10 protein-coding genes and 1 CRISPR repeat array are annotated in these 15,229 nt (G+C 40.6%); of the genes, 6 read left to right on the top strand and 4 right to left on the bottom strand.

From position 1 onward, the window contains the following. Positions 1-193: 193 nt before the first annotated feature. Genes RTL34_RS07375 through RTL34_RS07365 form a run of 3 tightly spaced genes read right to left on the bottom strand, consistent with a single transcriptional unit; the run spans position 194 to position 1,908 of the window. Positions 194-496 (bottom strand): hypothetical protein, encoded by a 303-nt coding sequence (locus RTL34_RS07375; protein WP_203172330.1) that lies wholly within the window; start codon positions 494-496, stop codon positions 194-196. 2 nt (positions 497-498) lie between these two features. Continuing rightward, complete coding sequence (locus RTL34_RS07370) at positions 499-1,677, bottom strand: Arm DNA-binding domain-containing protein (RefSeq protein ID WP_312115833.1); 1,179 nt, start codon at positions 1,675-1,677, stop codon at positions 499-501. A gap of 15 nt (positions 1,678-1,692) precedes the next feature. After that, complete coding sequence (locus RTL34_RS07365) at positions 1,693-1,908, bottom strand: hypothetical protein (RefSeq protein ID WP_095356849.1); 216 nt, start codon at positions 1,906-1,908, stop codon at positions 1,693-1,695. A 141-nt stretch (positions 1,909-2,049) separates the two neighbouring features. Here RTL34_RS07365 and RTL34_RS07360 point away from each other — a divergent pair, with 141 nt between their 5' ends. Next, entirely contained in the window at positions 2,050-2,265 is a 216-nt protein-coding gene (locus RTL34_RS07360; protein WP_095356848.1) for a helix-turn-helix domain-containing protein, read from the top strand. 98 nt (positions 2,266-2,363) lie between these two features. Here RTL34_RS07360 and RTL34_RS07355 read toward each other — a convergent pair whose 3' ends face one another. Then, complete coding sequence (locus RTL34_RS07355; protein WP_312115832.1) at positions 2,364-3,335, bottom strand: RepB family plasmid replication initiator protein; 972 nt, start codon at positions 3,333-3,335, stop codon at positions 2,364-2,366. 547 nt (positions 3,336-3,882) lie between these two features. Here RTL34_RS07355 and cas1f point away from each other — a divergent pair. The 5 genes from cas1f to cas6f all read left to right on the top strand — a co-directional run bounded on the left by cas1f (position 3,883) and on the right by cas6f (position 10,653). Then, the gene (cas1f, locus tag RTL34_RS07350; RefSeq protein WP_312115830.1) at positions 3,883-4,857 is read left to right on the top strand and encodes a type I-F CRISPR-associated endonuclease Cas1f; all 975 of its coding nucleotides are present in this window, start codon (positions 3,883-3,885) and stop codon (positions 4,855-4,857) included. Positions 4,858-4,901: 44 nt separating this feature from the next. Then, entirely contained in the window at positions 4,902-7,988 is a 3,087-nt protein-coding gene (locus RTL34_RS07345; RefSeq protein ID WP_312115828.1) for a CRISPR-associated endonuclease Cas3'', read from the top strand. Positions 7,989-8,061: 73 nt separating this feature from the next. After that, complete coding sequence (gene cas7fv, locus RTL34_RS07340) at positions 8,062-9,015, top strand: type I-Fv CRISPR-associated protein Cas7fv (RefSeq protein ID WP_203172334.1); 954 nt, start codon at positions 8,062-8,064, stop codon at positions 9,013-9,015. 9 nt (positions 9,016-9,024) lie between these two features. After that, positions 9,025-10,047 carry a type I-Fv CRISPR-associated protein Cas5fv gene (gene cas5fv / locus RTL34_RS07335; RefSeq protein ID WP_312115825.1) on the top strand — a complete coding sequence of 341 codons (1,023 nt, stop codon included), beginning with the start codon at positions 9,025-9,027 and terminating at the stop codon, positions 10,045-10,047. A gap of 9 nt (positions 10,048-10,056) precedes the next feature. After that, complete coding sequence (gene cas6f, locus RTL34_RS07330) at positions 10,057-10,653, top strand: type I-F CRISPR-associated endoribonuclease Cas6/Csy4 (protein WP_312115822.1); 597 nt, start codon at positions 10,057-10,059, stop codon at positions 10,651-10,653. 164 nt (positions 10,654-10,817) lie between these two features. Then, a CRISPR array of direct repeats spans positions 10,818-15,227; the repeat unit is 28 nt; unit sequence ATTCACCGCCACACAGGCGGCTTAGAAA. Between the last annotated feature and the right edge of the window lie 2 nt (positions 15,228-15,229).

The following is a 15,229-nucleotide window of genomic DNA, read 5'->3' as shown; positions in this document are numbered from 1 at the left end:
GAAAGCTTTTACCATCGATAGTCTCGTGATAAGCTCTTCAGAAGTGACATCATAATGATGGCATATATGTTTAATATGCCATTCAAGCGAAAATGGATGTTGGCTTGGATAATTAAAAGGTTGCCAATAATCCTGGCACATTTTTAATGAATAGCCATTTAGCATATTATTTGTCAGTAATCGTACACGCATTTTAATGAACCTCTTCTATAAACTCTGAAAAATTGGCGTAAAATAGTCGACGAATCTGACGATATCTTTCAAAATCCGTTTCATCACTATCAATTAATGGCAACTGTTGCTGTACCCAAACCATTAGCGCTTTATGTGATTTGTATTTTTGTTCATTGAGCCATTCAGACAGCTTATCGTCATTAGCAATACCATACTCAGTAATCAACTTTCTTGCCAAATCACAGGCAGTTTGGCTGACAAAATTCAAATTATTATGCGGTTTAATCGTTTGACGCAATTTTTCATAATCAATAACCAACACGACTATTCTCCTTGCTCTTTATTTTGACTACTTGCTATCAAAGCTTCAAAGGCACTGCCATCACGGCGTGTCATATTCGGTACATAGCGGCTATAAACTTTAAACAACATGGTAGTATTGGCGTGACCCATCTGCCTTGCGATCCATTCTGGCGCCTCCCCTGCCGCAAGCCATAGCGTTGCAGCCGTATGGCGGGTTTGGTAGGCATTACGGGCTTTTAACCCTAACAGTCGAAGCGTGGGATGCCACACTTTACGATTGACATTGTGATAATCGAGTGGCTCTCCTTCTCGATTGCAAAACACGAATTTTGAGCGACCATGTGTGACTTTGTACTGCGCTTGTAGCGCTTCATAAACCCAAGGTGACATAGCAATATCTCGATTGGATTCTTGGGTTTTGGGCTTACCAATTACGCCTTTGACATACGCTTGGCGAACACGGATTTCACGGCGGTCAAAATCCACATACTCCCACGTTAGTCCATCAATTTCGCTGGTTCGCATGCCGGTGAAAAACCTTACGGTGTAATAGTTTTTATAGTCTTTACGCACGCCATTGATAAATTTCCAAACCTCTTCAATGGTGAATGGCTCAATATCAGGCTTATCAAGTTTTAAAACCTTGATATCCTCATAAGGATTTTCAAATTTATAGCGTTTTGCCGCTTCTTGCAGTATCATACGCAAAGTGGTCATTATCGAATTAATTCTGGCTGCTGACAGATGCTTGTTAGCTGTTCCGTAGGTCACTTTGCCGAGAGAAGTACGGAACGCTAACACATCTGCCCTTGTGATAGCGATAACACTGCGTTTGCCAAAATGTGGCACCAGATACTTATCCAAAATATCTTTGATTTTGCCGATGTAGCTTGCTCGCCATTCAATTTGCTTTTCTTCAAACCAAGTTTCAGCAAAGTCCTTAAATACGGGCGTGTCAGATTGAAAACTTTGCACACGCTCTTTGACTGCCATCAGTTCAATGCCTTTCTCACTTTTTGGGAAGTATTTGAGATAATCAAATAGTCCAAGGGTGATTTCTGCTTCCATTTTTTGGATGATTTTTTCCAGTTTTTTTCGATTTTCGGGCGTGTCGATTAGGTTGGTTGTTTCTCGACAGCGTTTATTCAAAAAGCGAAAATCAACAACAAGTTTATCGTAGCGCTTTCTAATTGAAGCCATTTATTTTCTCCCGTTTTATTGTAAAGCCATTGCATTAATGGTACCCAACAAGGTGTTACGCATATCTTTTTCAATTTGTTCCCATATATATAAGATTTTACGACCACCAAATGGACGAATATAATGCACTCCTTCAATGAGCACATTATCCTTAAGGGTCACACGAATTGTGCGTGGCGTATACTTAATGCGTTCAGAAAGCTCTTCTGTTGTCAGATATGTTTGTGTCATAATAACCTCTTAAGAAATGAAATTTATTATATATCGAATAACAAAATTGTTTTATGAAACTATTTTGTTATTCGATAGAAGTACTTTAATGCAAAATGTAGTTCAATGCAAGTACTTTTTAAGTCAATTAAGGTTTTTTATATGATAAAAAGTAATTTACCGGTACTTTTGGCAGAAAGACGTTTGAAAGTGGCTGATTTAATTCGAATGACAGACATCAGTAAATCAACGATGCACAAGATTTATAACGATCAAACCACACGAATTGATTTTGAAACGATTGATAAAATCTGCGAAGCACTTGATGTGCAGGTGGGAGATTTGTTCCAATATGAACCTAATAAAACAGGTAGTTAAATTGTTGGATAAGTCAGATAGTGAATTTATTTTTAGTAATTTATGAATAGGCTATTATTTTTTTGCTAGTTACTAATGAGGCTGATAGATTTAGAGCGTTAAAACTTAAAGCCACATTTTTTTAAGAAAGGTAAGTAATCAGCGATTTTTTTAGCATCTTTTTGTAGTTCATTAGATAAGCGATTGATAAACTCATTCATAGATTCACCCGAACGAGCAAATTTACCCCCAAAGTTATTGTCATTGGCTAGTAATTTAGCAAATTTATTAGCTTGAATGGGTGTAAGCGTTTTCATCTGCTGAATTGAAGCTGTTGCACCACTATTGGCTGATTCAAATTTTGATTTAACAGACTTAATAGCGATTTCAAAGTGGCTAATACTCCGTCCCGTTTTTGTGGTTCTAAGTGTTAATTTGAACTCGCCTTGTTTATTGATTTGTTCAATAGCAGGTTCAAGTACACGGCGCTTAAATTCTGAAATTTGTGGGTATTTGTCTGCGACACCGAAAAATTCTTTCCATTCAAACACGCTCATGGCAGGGACTTTTCTGATAGCTTGCCATTTTTTCACTAATTCATATAGACGTTTACTGCTACAGCCTGTAAATTCAATGGTTTTAACATAATCATATTTTGTGTAGGCCTCATTGGTTCTTTCAATCAAAAATGCTAATGGGTCAGAAAAGTGCAGAATAATATAGCCAAGTTGGTCTTGATAAGAAATTCCCTGTAGCCAATTGTATTCGGCTCGTAACGTCGTAAAATGAGAATGATTTGGCTTGATGACAGTTAGCTTATCTTCTTCTTTTTCAGTGTGACGAGTTAAGTCAAGATATAGGGTAAATTTAAGTTTCTTATTGCCTAAGGTATTCGCAGCTTCTTTGAGAGTTTGGTACGCATAGTTATCACTCACATTATTAGCCGCCGCAAACTCTTTAGCACTAATCATCACCTGTTTACCACCTGTTTTTTCTTTGTGCAGTTTATTGACTGCAAGCGTCATCAAATCATGTTCGGCAAAAGTCAAATCATAACCCGCCTCAATTAAAGTATTGGATTTGGTTATCATAATTTGGCTATTACCTCTGCCATAAAAGTTTAGCTCAGACACGTTTTTACTCAACACAATAAAATTGGTTAAATTATAAAAACGCTAAAAATTTCGCTCAAAATATAATGTACCTTAATGTACATGACTTACAGAAGCATAACAAAAATCCATGATGGTTGAAAATTTTGTCTTAACCAAGAATTTGTACATTAAAGGTAAGAATCTGTACAGGTAAGGGTAAGAATCTGTACAACTCATTCCAATAATTTGTACAGATTAAGGTAGCAATCTGTACACATTTAAACGCTGAAATGCAGTGATATGGCGATATAGTGAATTATCTATAACTCTTATAATATTGATAACTCTTAAATCAAGATTTTTTTGATAATTAAAATCCATAACAACCAAATTTTAACAATTGACTAAATAAACACCTCAATATAAGTTATGAGATTAAGTTTTTTCTAAACGTCACTACTTGTCGTTTTACTATAATTACCCTATTGCATTCATGAACATGGTTTGACAGACTAAAGAAAAATCAACTTATGTCATCTCTATCATGTCAAACGCCAATCCCTATACCGACAATAGCTTTACGTCTTCTGACTTAAAGACCATCCTGCACTCCAAACGTGCCAATATCTACTACCTACAATACTGCCGCGTCATGCAAAAAGATGGGCGTGTATTGTATCTTACTGAAGCCGAAAAAGAGAATCTTTATTACAACATTCCGATTGCCAACACCACTTGTATATTATTGGGCACAGGGACATCAATTACCCAAGCTGCCATGCGGATGCTGTCGCAAGCGGGGGTATTGGTCGGGTTTTGCGGCGGCGGTGGTACGCCTTTGTTTATGGGAACCGAAATCGAATGGATGACGCCGCAGTCAGAATATCGCCCGACTGAATATGTACAAGGCTGGCTATCGTGGTGGTGGGAGGATGGCAAACGCTTGCAAGCCGCCAAACACATTCAATTTGCGCGATTGGCATTTTTGCAAAACATTTGGAGTCGCGATCAAGATTTTCGGCAAATGGGTTTTGACAGTAGAAGTGACGCTGTGACGAACTTAATTGAACGCTATCGCGCTGATATTCCTAAGCAAACTGAAGTTATGCACTTATTACAGCTTGAAGCGCGTATGACTAAAGAATTGTATAAGTTAGCGTCAATTCATACCGATAATGCAGGCTTTAGCCGTGAGCATGATGGGATGGATAAAGCCAATAGCTTCTTGAATCACGGTAATTATTTGGCGTACGGACTCGGGGCAACCACTGCTTGGGTACTGGGTATTCCGCATGGTTTTGCGGTCATGCACGGTAAGACACGGCGTGGGGCATTGGTGTTTGATATTGCGGACATCGTTAAAGATGCAATTGTGCTGCCGCTTGCCTTTATTTGTGCCAAAGAAAATACCAGTGAGCAGGAATTTCGCCAAGAATGTCTGAATTATTTTACCACTTATAAAACCTTGGATGTGATGTTCGATACGGTGAAAGATTTGGCATTAAAAAAGGACTTTTAAAAATTATAAACTTATGAAAATCAATGGATTGGAAAAATTAATTTATGCTAGTGACGTTTATTTCGCAATGTGAAAAAAAGGCGTTAAACCGTACCCGCCGTATTTTGGATGCGTTTGCCAATCGTATTGGCGATAACGTATGGCAAACCGCCATTACCGAAGATGGGCTGGACACTGTCAAAAAGTTATTACGTCAATCGGCAACCAAATCTACCGCCGTGAGTTGCCATCGGGTAAGGACACGGCAACGCAGTGAACTGGTGTGGGTGGTGGGGCGTAAAGACGCATTCAACAACTTAGGCTTTGTGCCTGTCAACTGGACAACAAAGGAAGTATTTATGGATTTGCCAATCGAAACAAAAAACATTCTAGCCAACACGCATGGTCAGCCACTAAGTCACCATTTATTTGCGGTAGGTTATTTGGCATACCAAATTATAAACAAACTAAAAATAGACAGTCCAAATTTGGCAAAATCAGCTTTTATCGCTGGCATTTTGCACGATTTGGGCAAAATTGACCCACAATTTCAACAATGGATAACCAAAAAATCTGCCAGTCCAAAATTTAAAGTCGCCAACGAAGATGAACCAGAAGATATCAAATTGCTTGATGATGGGGTACATATCGATAGCACGGTAAAAGGCTTGGGAAAATTTACCTTTGAAACCCATCCAAGGCATCATGAATTATCTTGGTTATTGGCTGCTTCCTTGCTAAAAGATGAAAAAAATTTGAACACCACTCAGCTAGCCCAAATCTATCACGGTATCTACTGGCATCACACGCGGCCTTACCGAAAAGAAGATAAATACTTCAGTAAAGCAGAAGGTATTGATAAGCTCTTTATCAAGTCATTAACTAATACGCATATTGATAAAGTAATTAACCAACTCGTAGCCGTTCTCAAAGATTTTAAAGTAATTGCTGAAAATTTTCAGTCAGAAGATTTTGATTTTGCCAATTTATTTCCAACTTTGTCATATCCTTACCAATTAACTAAAAATGATTTGCCATTGTATAAGAATTATAATGACTTATCCGATGAAGTGGCGGAATTTGTCAAAGATATCAAACCCAATGCATTACACAATTTGGTACGAATGGCAGTGATTAATGCTGACCGTATCGTCTCAAAAATACCGAGCGAAGATTTAGCCGAATATCTAGCAGAAGGTTCACTGGTGCATGCCTTAAACAATATTCTGCAAGAAGATACCAATTTAAAAATAGAAATTGACCGCTGTATTCAAGGCTTTAATCAAAGTTATCCTAATAGTGAACGTAATCAAAGCCAAAATGCTGCTTCAAGTCAATTAGCTGAACTGACAGAAATTGCTGAATTTGATGGTCGCGATAATGTTGCCGTATTACAAGGTCCTGCTGGCTGCGGTAAAACCAAAATCGCCCTTCAATGGGCAGCCAAAACCAATGTCCAAAAAATCGTGTGGGTATGCCCACGCGTGCAAGTATGTTTGGGTATTTTGCAAGATTTAACCCAAGCAGACTATTTACCAAACAGCAAAATCGAAATTTTCACAGGCGAATACAAGAAAATTTTGACGAATGGACAGCGTTTTGAAGATATCGAAGAAACGGCTGTTGATGATTATTTTAGTGGCGATATTGTCATTACCACAATTGACCAAGTAGTGAATAACATTATTTCCCATCAAAAAATTGACGGCATGATGAGATTTATGCACGCTCATGTGGTTTTCGATGAATTTCATGAATTAATTCCAATGCCTGCATTTAATTTGCTTTTTGCTGAACTTATCGAAGCCAAAAAAATGAGAAAACACCAAGCTAATACCCTGCTTGTCTCAGCAACACCCCATGATTTTTACGTCAAAAATATTCTACAACTTGATGAGACCGATATTGTCCGAGTGGATAGTTTCAATAACGCAGATTATCAAATCGAGTTTAAAGATTATGATGATCAAAATGGTGAAGTCAGTCCTTTAATTATCGATAAAGTGATTGATAATAACGTAACCTTCGTCATTACCAATACCGCCCAAGAAGCCCAACTTGGCTTTTTACTCAATCAAAATGATGAGCATGCTATTTTGTTGCATTCAAAATACACCAAACAGGACAAAGCTGAATGGTTTGATAAGGTGTATAAGTGCTTTAAGCAAAATGGCAACGGCAACTTCCAAATATTACGCAGCGGACCGATTGTGCAAGCATCACTTAATATTAGCTGTGAGCGAATGTTTACCGATATGACCAGTCCCGAAAACTGGCTACAACGTCTGGGGCGACTTGACCGTTTTGACAGCAATAATTCTTTAAATATCTATACTACTGTATTACCAAAATCAGCTGAAACAGGCAAACAATCGAGTAGTAAAGCCAAATTCTTGGCAAATATGAATGTATGGCACAGTAGCGTAGCATGGCTTAATTTTGTCAAAAATTATATTGCAGAAAAGGGCGATATCGTCAAAATCAATGATTTATACCAAATTTATCAAGCCTTTTATGCCGATGAAAAATGCCAAGAAAAAGTTAGAGAAGACTTGAATAAATCGCTCAAAGAAAGTGTCAAATTGATTAATGACAAAATTATTGACCCCATCAGTATACCAAGCCGTAAAAAACAAAAAGATGGCGTTGCCAAAATCGCCAATGTGTCGTTGCGTGGCGATAACCGCTTTGTGCAAATGGCGGTGTGTGAAGTGGATAGCGAGTTAAAACCCAATTTTATTGAAGAATATGCCTATCCAGAAGATACCGACCATAGCAAAATCACAATAGGATTGACTGAAAGTACCAACCGTATTCAAGGCGGGCGATTTGAGATGCGTGATAGCAATAAAGATTTGGTGACTTTCATGCATAAAAAACATCACAACATCATGGCAGGCAAGTATCCAAATGAGACTTTCAAAGCCACGCGCTTTGATTGGGAATTATTAAAACTGGCTCGCTCACCCGAGTTTCCAATTTATCTAAGTTATACCACCAAGGATTTAGAGCCGATTGGCGGTGAGCGTGAACGTCATGGATATGCGATGTATTATGTCAAAACGGCAAAACAGCCAGTCGGTATGATGTCGATTGATAAATTGAAAAACCCACAATCGATAGAAAGTGGGCTTGAAGAAGAGAGTAATTAGTTTTTTAATGTGATTGGGATAGCACAATAAATTTATCCTTAATTCAAAATGCATAAGTCGCTAGGAGAAAATTATGGAAAAAGTAACAGGTATCAAAAGTGTGGATTTTAAAATCAAAGCATTCGGACACGGCGTAGTCAACTGGAATGGTCCAACTACTTTGAGTAGCGAAGGTCGTACTGTTGATAATCATACTTTGCCAAAATTGCGTGGCTATACCAATTTAACAGGCAAAATCAAAGACGAAACAGGCTATAAATATAAAAAAGAAGCGACCGATATCAATTTTAAAGAAACACCACTTTATATTAGCCAAAACTGTATTCGTCATCATTTATTCCGTGAGCAAGCTTTCGATTTACATTTTGCAGGTGAAAAATCGCTTGATAAAGTACTGGCTTCTATCACAGGCTTGGTGCGTGGGTACGTTGTTCCAGCTAGCCAATGCAAACGCACTAGCCCTCTATTAATTGAAGATTTTGTAGACCAACTTGGCAATGGAAACTTTGAGCAATTTGGTCAAGCAGGCGAACGTGATAGCTCATCATTCTTTTCAAAAACTACATTTGGTGACACTGAATATATCTCTTATGGCTCGATTAGCATTGAGCAGCTTGAATTTATTTCTTTGGATAACAAGTTTGACCGTTGTGCAATGGTGATTAAAGATAATCAAGGTGAGGCAGTCGCCCAACAAGTACAAAGTTTTATCCAGTCACTTGCCCCAAATCGTAATCCTAAAGCTACTTTCCACTCAAATTATGTGCGTAAAGGTACAATTTATGAACAAGGGGAAGTCGGGATTTTGCTTGATCAAGAAGCAATTGATATTTTGGTGCACACCACTCTAGAAATGATTCGTAATTTGTCAATCCGCCAAGCCAAAGGCTATATGTATGTGGATAGCTTGGAGGTGGATTATAACGACAGTAATAAGATGATGCGCATCAAACGTAACCCAGATGAAGTATCTAGTCAACCAAATGGCAATTATGCGGTATATTTTGAAGCCAAGCCTGCTCAATAAGGAGGCGTTATGCGTATTATTATTGAATACGAATCATCATGGCGAAATTCCTTTTTGGACGGTAGTAATGATGAAAAATTACCGAGTAAAGGGCGTAACTTTGTTGCGTCCATGACGAAACTCAAAAAGCCCGAAAACTATTTTCAACGTGAAGTGACCAAAAATACCGTGATGGGTATTTTAAGCCGTCTGATTGGCGATCAACGTAAACTTTACCAAGCTCGTGCAAGTGAGGATTATTACTTTGCTGATAAAGAACAATTGATTGCATTTGAAGATAAGCCCAAAGTCATCAATCGTGAAATTGCTTATATTCGCAATATGAAAGGCAGCACTGACCAAAATTCTTTTACAGGTATGATTAAGGTCAATGACCCAATTTTTTTATCGAATTATTCTGAAGAATTTTGGGGTGTATTGGCACTCGATATCGAACAGCTTTGTGAATTTATCTTTAGCGATAAATTGGTTAAAGAATTTGAAATTGATGCACCTATTTCACTTGACCCAGCATCGATTTTAAATCGTCTTGAAATTATTGGCAAATCCAAGCCTGTCGAGGCTGACGGTGTTCTTAAACAAGCATCAGATAAACTAGCCAGTTTGTTTGATAAATATAAACCACTTAACACCAAAGGTTTACAGTTGATTTTGCCAATGTACTGCTCTGCTTTGTATTTGCAAATGCAACGCCTTGAGCAACGTTATGACATGACCACTGCCAAATCAAAAATGGGGGGTATTAGTGGAATTTCTAATAACGGCTTTACCCCAAAAGACTTTATGAGAGCCTATACAACAGGTAAAAGTAAATTAATTTATGGCAACCCCTATGTCCGTGAAGAATTTGTCAAAGGTGAAGGTAAGATTAACCATAATCTGACCAAAGCCAATGGTCAACTTGAAATCACATTGAATATTAATATTGAGCAAGCCAAAGAATTAAAGCAGATGATTGACAACGCAGGCGTTTCTAGCTTTTATTTAGGTAAAAAAGGCTTGGCTTATGTATCCGATATTCGTTTACGCTAAGGAAATATTATGAAGTACTATCAAGAACTCACGCTAATCGCTGATGATATGCCTTTTTTTGAACTATGGAGTAAGATTTTCACCCAAGTCCACATCGCACTTGCCGATGTCAAAAACAACCACAGTATTGACAGCATTGGGGTCAATTTTCCCAATTATCAATATACCGAAAAACAGGGGAAAACCTTCGCCACTTTAGGACACAAATTACGCATTTTTGCCCCAAGTGAGCAGGCGTTGCAAACGCTGAATTTGGATAAATGGCTAGCGCGTTTGATAGATTATGTACATATTAAACGTATCCAGCCTGTACCCGAATTGCATGGGCATGTGGTGGTGAGACGTTACCGCTACAAGAATTTTGACAAAAAAGTGGCGGAGTTTGCCAACTTTAAGGGCATCAGTGATCAAGAAGCGTTGGCGCATTGTCTTGCCCATAAGCGTGCTATCAAACACTACCCTTTTATCACCCTAAAAAGTCAAACCACCCAAAATGACTACAAACTGGCAATTTGGCAAGAAGTGGCGAAGGATGAAAAAAGTGGCAGCTTGAATACCTATGGGATGAATAATCAATTAGATGCGGTAACCGTTCCCCACTGGTAATCAACCTTGCCGACAAACTATAAGGGTGAATAACCCTTATTTTTGACTCAATAAAAATAGGTATAAATTTCAATCAGTTATATCCAGGCAAAAAATGTAGGGTAAAAAGGGTATTTTTACTTGGTAAGCCTTGCTATAACTGCTTTTTTTGGGATAAAATTCTTATTCACCGCCACACAGGCGGCTTAGAAAAAAGTTATAGCCACCAAAATTCCAACCAGCAGATTCACCGCCACACAGGCGGCTTAGAAATAGTTTGTCGTCAATGTGATTATCAGAGTAATATTCACCGCCACACAGGCGGCTTAGAAAAATCTGATTAATTCAGGTGGGCAATGTGGGTTATTCACCGCCACACAGGCGGCTTAGAAATTAAATTTTAATAGATAACTATTGACAAAGTCATTCACCGCCACACAGGCGGCTTAGAAAAATATGTGCCATTGACATTGACGTGCTAGATGATTCACCGCCACACAGGCGGCTTAGAAATTTAGCGGCGGCGGTGTTGCCAGCGCAGACGAATTCACCGCCACACAGGCGGCTTAGAAAATTAGATGTATATCGCCTTCAACATACTTTCTATTCACCGCCACACAGGCGGCTTAGAAACTCTTAGGCAAGCTCACCTTTGCCATGCTTTGATTCACCGCCACACAGGCGGCTTAGAAAATTTTGGATGCCGATGAATACGTTTTGTGAGCATTCACCGCCACACAGGCGGCTTAGAAAGTATGTCAGCTCTGCCCTGCATCGCAATCTGCATTCACCGCCACACAGGCGGCTTAGAAAGTATTAAGATTATCAATTCGACTGGCTAACGCATTCACCGCCACACAGGCGGCTTAGAAAATCCTTGTTGGCCGATAAATCACGCACATACCATTCACCGCCACACAGGCGGCTTAGAAACAATGCGTACGCAAATCTCATGCAGACATTTGATTCACCGCCACACAGGCGGCTTAGAAAAATACAGATTGTCGGTGTCGCGGTTTTCACTTATTCACCGCCACACAGGCGGCTTAGAAAAATCACTGTTAACGGTGAAACTTACGAACCTCATTCACCGCCACACAGGCGGCTTAGAAAAAAGCAATGTAAACAATGCTACCCCAGTGCAAATTCACCGCCACACAGGCGGCTTAGAAAAGTATCAATCAAATCACGGACGATTTCTAAACATTCACCGCCACACAGGCGGCTTAGAAATGCAATAGCGTTTTTGTCCTTGCCCTCATCCGATTCACCGCCACACAGGCGGCTTAGAAAAAATGCCTTTTTCTAAATCTATCTCTGCCCATATTCACCGCCACACAGGCGGCTTAGAAAGTATTCTTTTTCCCACTGGTAACGCTCGATGGATTCACCGCCACACAGGCGGCTTAGAAAATATAACTTGAGCGATTCCGCTGACTTTTTGAATTCACCGCCACACAGGCGGCTTAGAAAATCGTATTTGAGATTATCAATGAATGTTTTAGATTCACCGCCACACAGGCGGCTTAGAAATTTCTTAAGCTATCTCAATCACACGTCTTTCGATTCACCGCCACACAGGCGGCTTAGAAATAAAAACTAAGGCTGGCTCGATTGGTTATCAATATTCACCGCCACACAGGCGGCTTAGAAAACTATCAGGCAACTCAAACTGCACAGGGCTAAATTCACCGCCACACAGGCGGCTTAGAAAGTTAAATATGCCGTCAAACTTCATAACAGTGAATTCACCGCCACACAGGCGGCTTAGAAAATATCAATGTCGATACTGGCTGTTTGCCATAGATTCACCGCCACACAGGCGGCTTAGAAAAGAGTTTAACCCCTACTACCTTCGTGACGGTGATTCACCGCCACACAGGCGGCTTAGAAAGATAGCACAATCAGCACCGCAGCGCCCTTCTCATTCACCGCCACACAGGCGGCTTAGAAAATGATTTATCCCCTTATAGGTTAGTTACTAAGATTCACCGCCACACAGGCGGCTTAGAAAATCTATCGCATCGTGACAATCACCACAAGCAAATTCACCGCCACACAGGCGGCTTAGAAATGTGGCGTTTGTGCATATTCTTTCCTAGCTTGATTCACCGCCACACAGGCGGCTTAGAAAGTATGATTCTTGGCTGCGATATTCAATCGTTTTATTCACCGCCACACAGGCGGCTTAGAAATACGAGATATCGCTATCACATTGCTTGTGATTATTCACCGCCACACAGGCGGCTTAGAAAGATTGAGCCAATCCGAAAACACGCGCACTACTATTCACCGCCACACAGGCGGCTTAGAAATATAAACTCGAGCACATCAGCAAAGTATGGGCATTCACCGCCACACAGGCGGCTTAGAAAGTAAATAATTATCGTGTTCTCGCTCGTTGTACATTCACCGCCACACAGGCGGCTTAGAAATTCTTCACAATCATATTTTTTTGCTTCATCTCATTCACCGCCACACAGGCGGCTTAGAAATGCTTTGTTGAATTTAGCGGTTGCAAGGTCAAATTCACCGCCACACAGGCGGCTTAGAAAACGAAAAGCAAACGCTTTGATAGCTTTTTTGTATTCACCGCCACACAGGCGGCTTAGAAAGTCTGAGTATTCAGTAGTAACCACGTCATCGCATTCACCGCCACACAGGCGGCTTAGAAATTGGCAAACAAAGCAATAAATTTATAATGCGGATTCACCGCCACACAGGCGGCTTAGAAATATCGCAAAACCTCTGATTATGGCTATCGTGGATTCACCGCCACACAGGCGGCTTAGAAAAAAGTACGCGATAATTTTGTCTATCTCAGCTTATTCACCGCCACACAGGCGGCTTAGAAAAAAAGCGCAAAGATGATGGTAAGCCTAGCCTTATTCACCGCCACACAGGCGGCTTAGAAATGTATACCAATCAATAGGTGTAACCCCACCAAATTCACCGCCACACAGGCGGCTTAGAAATGCTTTTGGGATTGGTAATGGCGCAGGGTTGTATTCACCGCCACACAGGCGGCTTAGAAAACTAACGCCAGTCAAACCAAGGCGTAATTTTGATTCACCGCCACACAGGCGGCTTAGAAATTTTGAGATAAACTCGCAATGACAGCTAATTAATTCACCGCCACACAGGCGGCTTAGAAAGTGCGATTTTTTCTCTCAGACAGAGTAGCCGAATTCACCGCCACACAGGCGGCTTAGAAAATTTAGCAACTCAAAGTAGGCGATATAGCCAAATTCACCGCCACACAGGCGGCTTAGAAATTGCTAGATACTTTGAGAAATGAACGTGATAGATTCACCGCCACACAGGCGGCTTAGAAAGCAATCAACACTACAGCAAACCTGTGACCTGTATTCACCGCCACACAGGCGGCTTAGAAAACTATTAAGGCTGTCTTGCGGAAAGCGCATATATTCACCGCCACACAGGCGGCTTAGAAAATTAACTGCTCACCAATCAGTGTGCGTGCCTGATTCACCGCCACACAGGCGGCTTAGAAAACTTGAGCAGCATCCACGGTATCATTAAGGTTATTCACCGCCACACAGGCGGCTTAGAAAAATATTGACCGCATCTTCTGCGGCGCCCGCAAATTCACCGCCACACAGGCGGCTTAGAAATAATGGGCATAGTCCAGCTTCTTGTGTTATGTATTCACCGCCACACAGGCGGCTTAGAAATTGTTCTAGGTCTTTATTGTCACGAATCCCGAATTCACCGCCACACAGGCGGCTTAGAAAAAAAGCGCAAAGATGATGGTAAGCCTAGCCTTATTCACCGCCACACAGGCGGCTTAGAAATGTATACCAATCAATAGGTGTAACCCCACCAAATTCACCGCCACACAGGCGGCTTAGAAACAAAGCCCACACAATGAGAGTCTGCACCCAGCATTCACCGCCACACAGGCGGCTTAGAAATATTGCAGAATCTATAGATTTGCTATAGAATTATTCACCGCCACACAGGCGGCTTAGAAAAACGCCAACGACTTTACCGCCCACGCTATCGAATTCACCGCCACACAGGCGGCTTAGAAAAAAGCAGATTTTAACCCACGAGTCCACATTAAATTCACCGCCACACAGGCGGCTTAGAAAACTACTTCATCGTCTGGTTTATCTACAATGCTATTCACCGCCACACAGGCGGCTTAGAAATATGGCAAGGCTGACTGGATTAACGGTAATGCATTCACCGCCACACAGGCGGCTTAGAAAATAATCGCCTTGGTAAATTTATTGAGTTTGCCATTCACCGCCACACAGGCGGCTTAGAAATGCTTTTGGGATTGGTAATGGCGCAGGGTTGTATTCACCGCCACACAGGCGGCTTAGAAAACTATTGCTAGAAAATCGTATCTGCTCATGAGATTCACCGCCACACAGGCGGCTTAGAAAACTATCAAGCAGGATGTTAAGACAGCAACAACATTCACCGCCACACAGGCGGCTTAGAAATTTGTACGCATTAGCAATGCGTTTTTCGTATTATTCACCGCCACACAGGCGGCTTAGAAAACTGGTTAATGCCTTGGCTTGTTTTTCGGTTAATTCACCGCCACACAGGCGGCTTAGAAAAA

Origin of the sequence: Moraxella sp. CTOTU47915 (assembly GCF_031986685.1) — a bacterium.
In the GTDB taxonomy this organism is placed as follows: domain Bacteria; phylum Pseudomonadota; class Gammaproteobacteria; order Pseudomonadales; family Moraxellaceae; genus Faucicola; species Faucicola tetraodonis.
The sequence above is the reverse complement of the archived record's forward strand: the minus strand, read 5'-3'. Positions and strand labels throughout refer to the sequence as shown.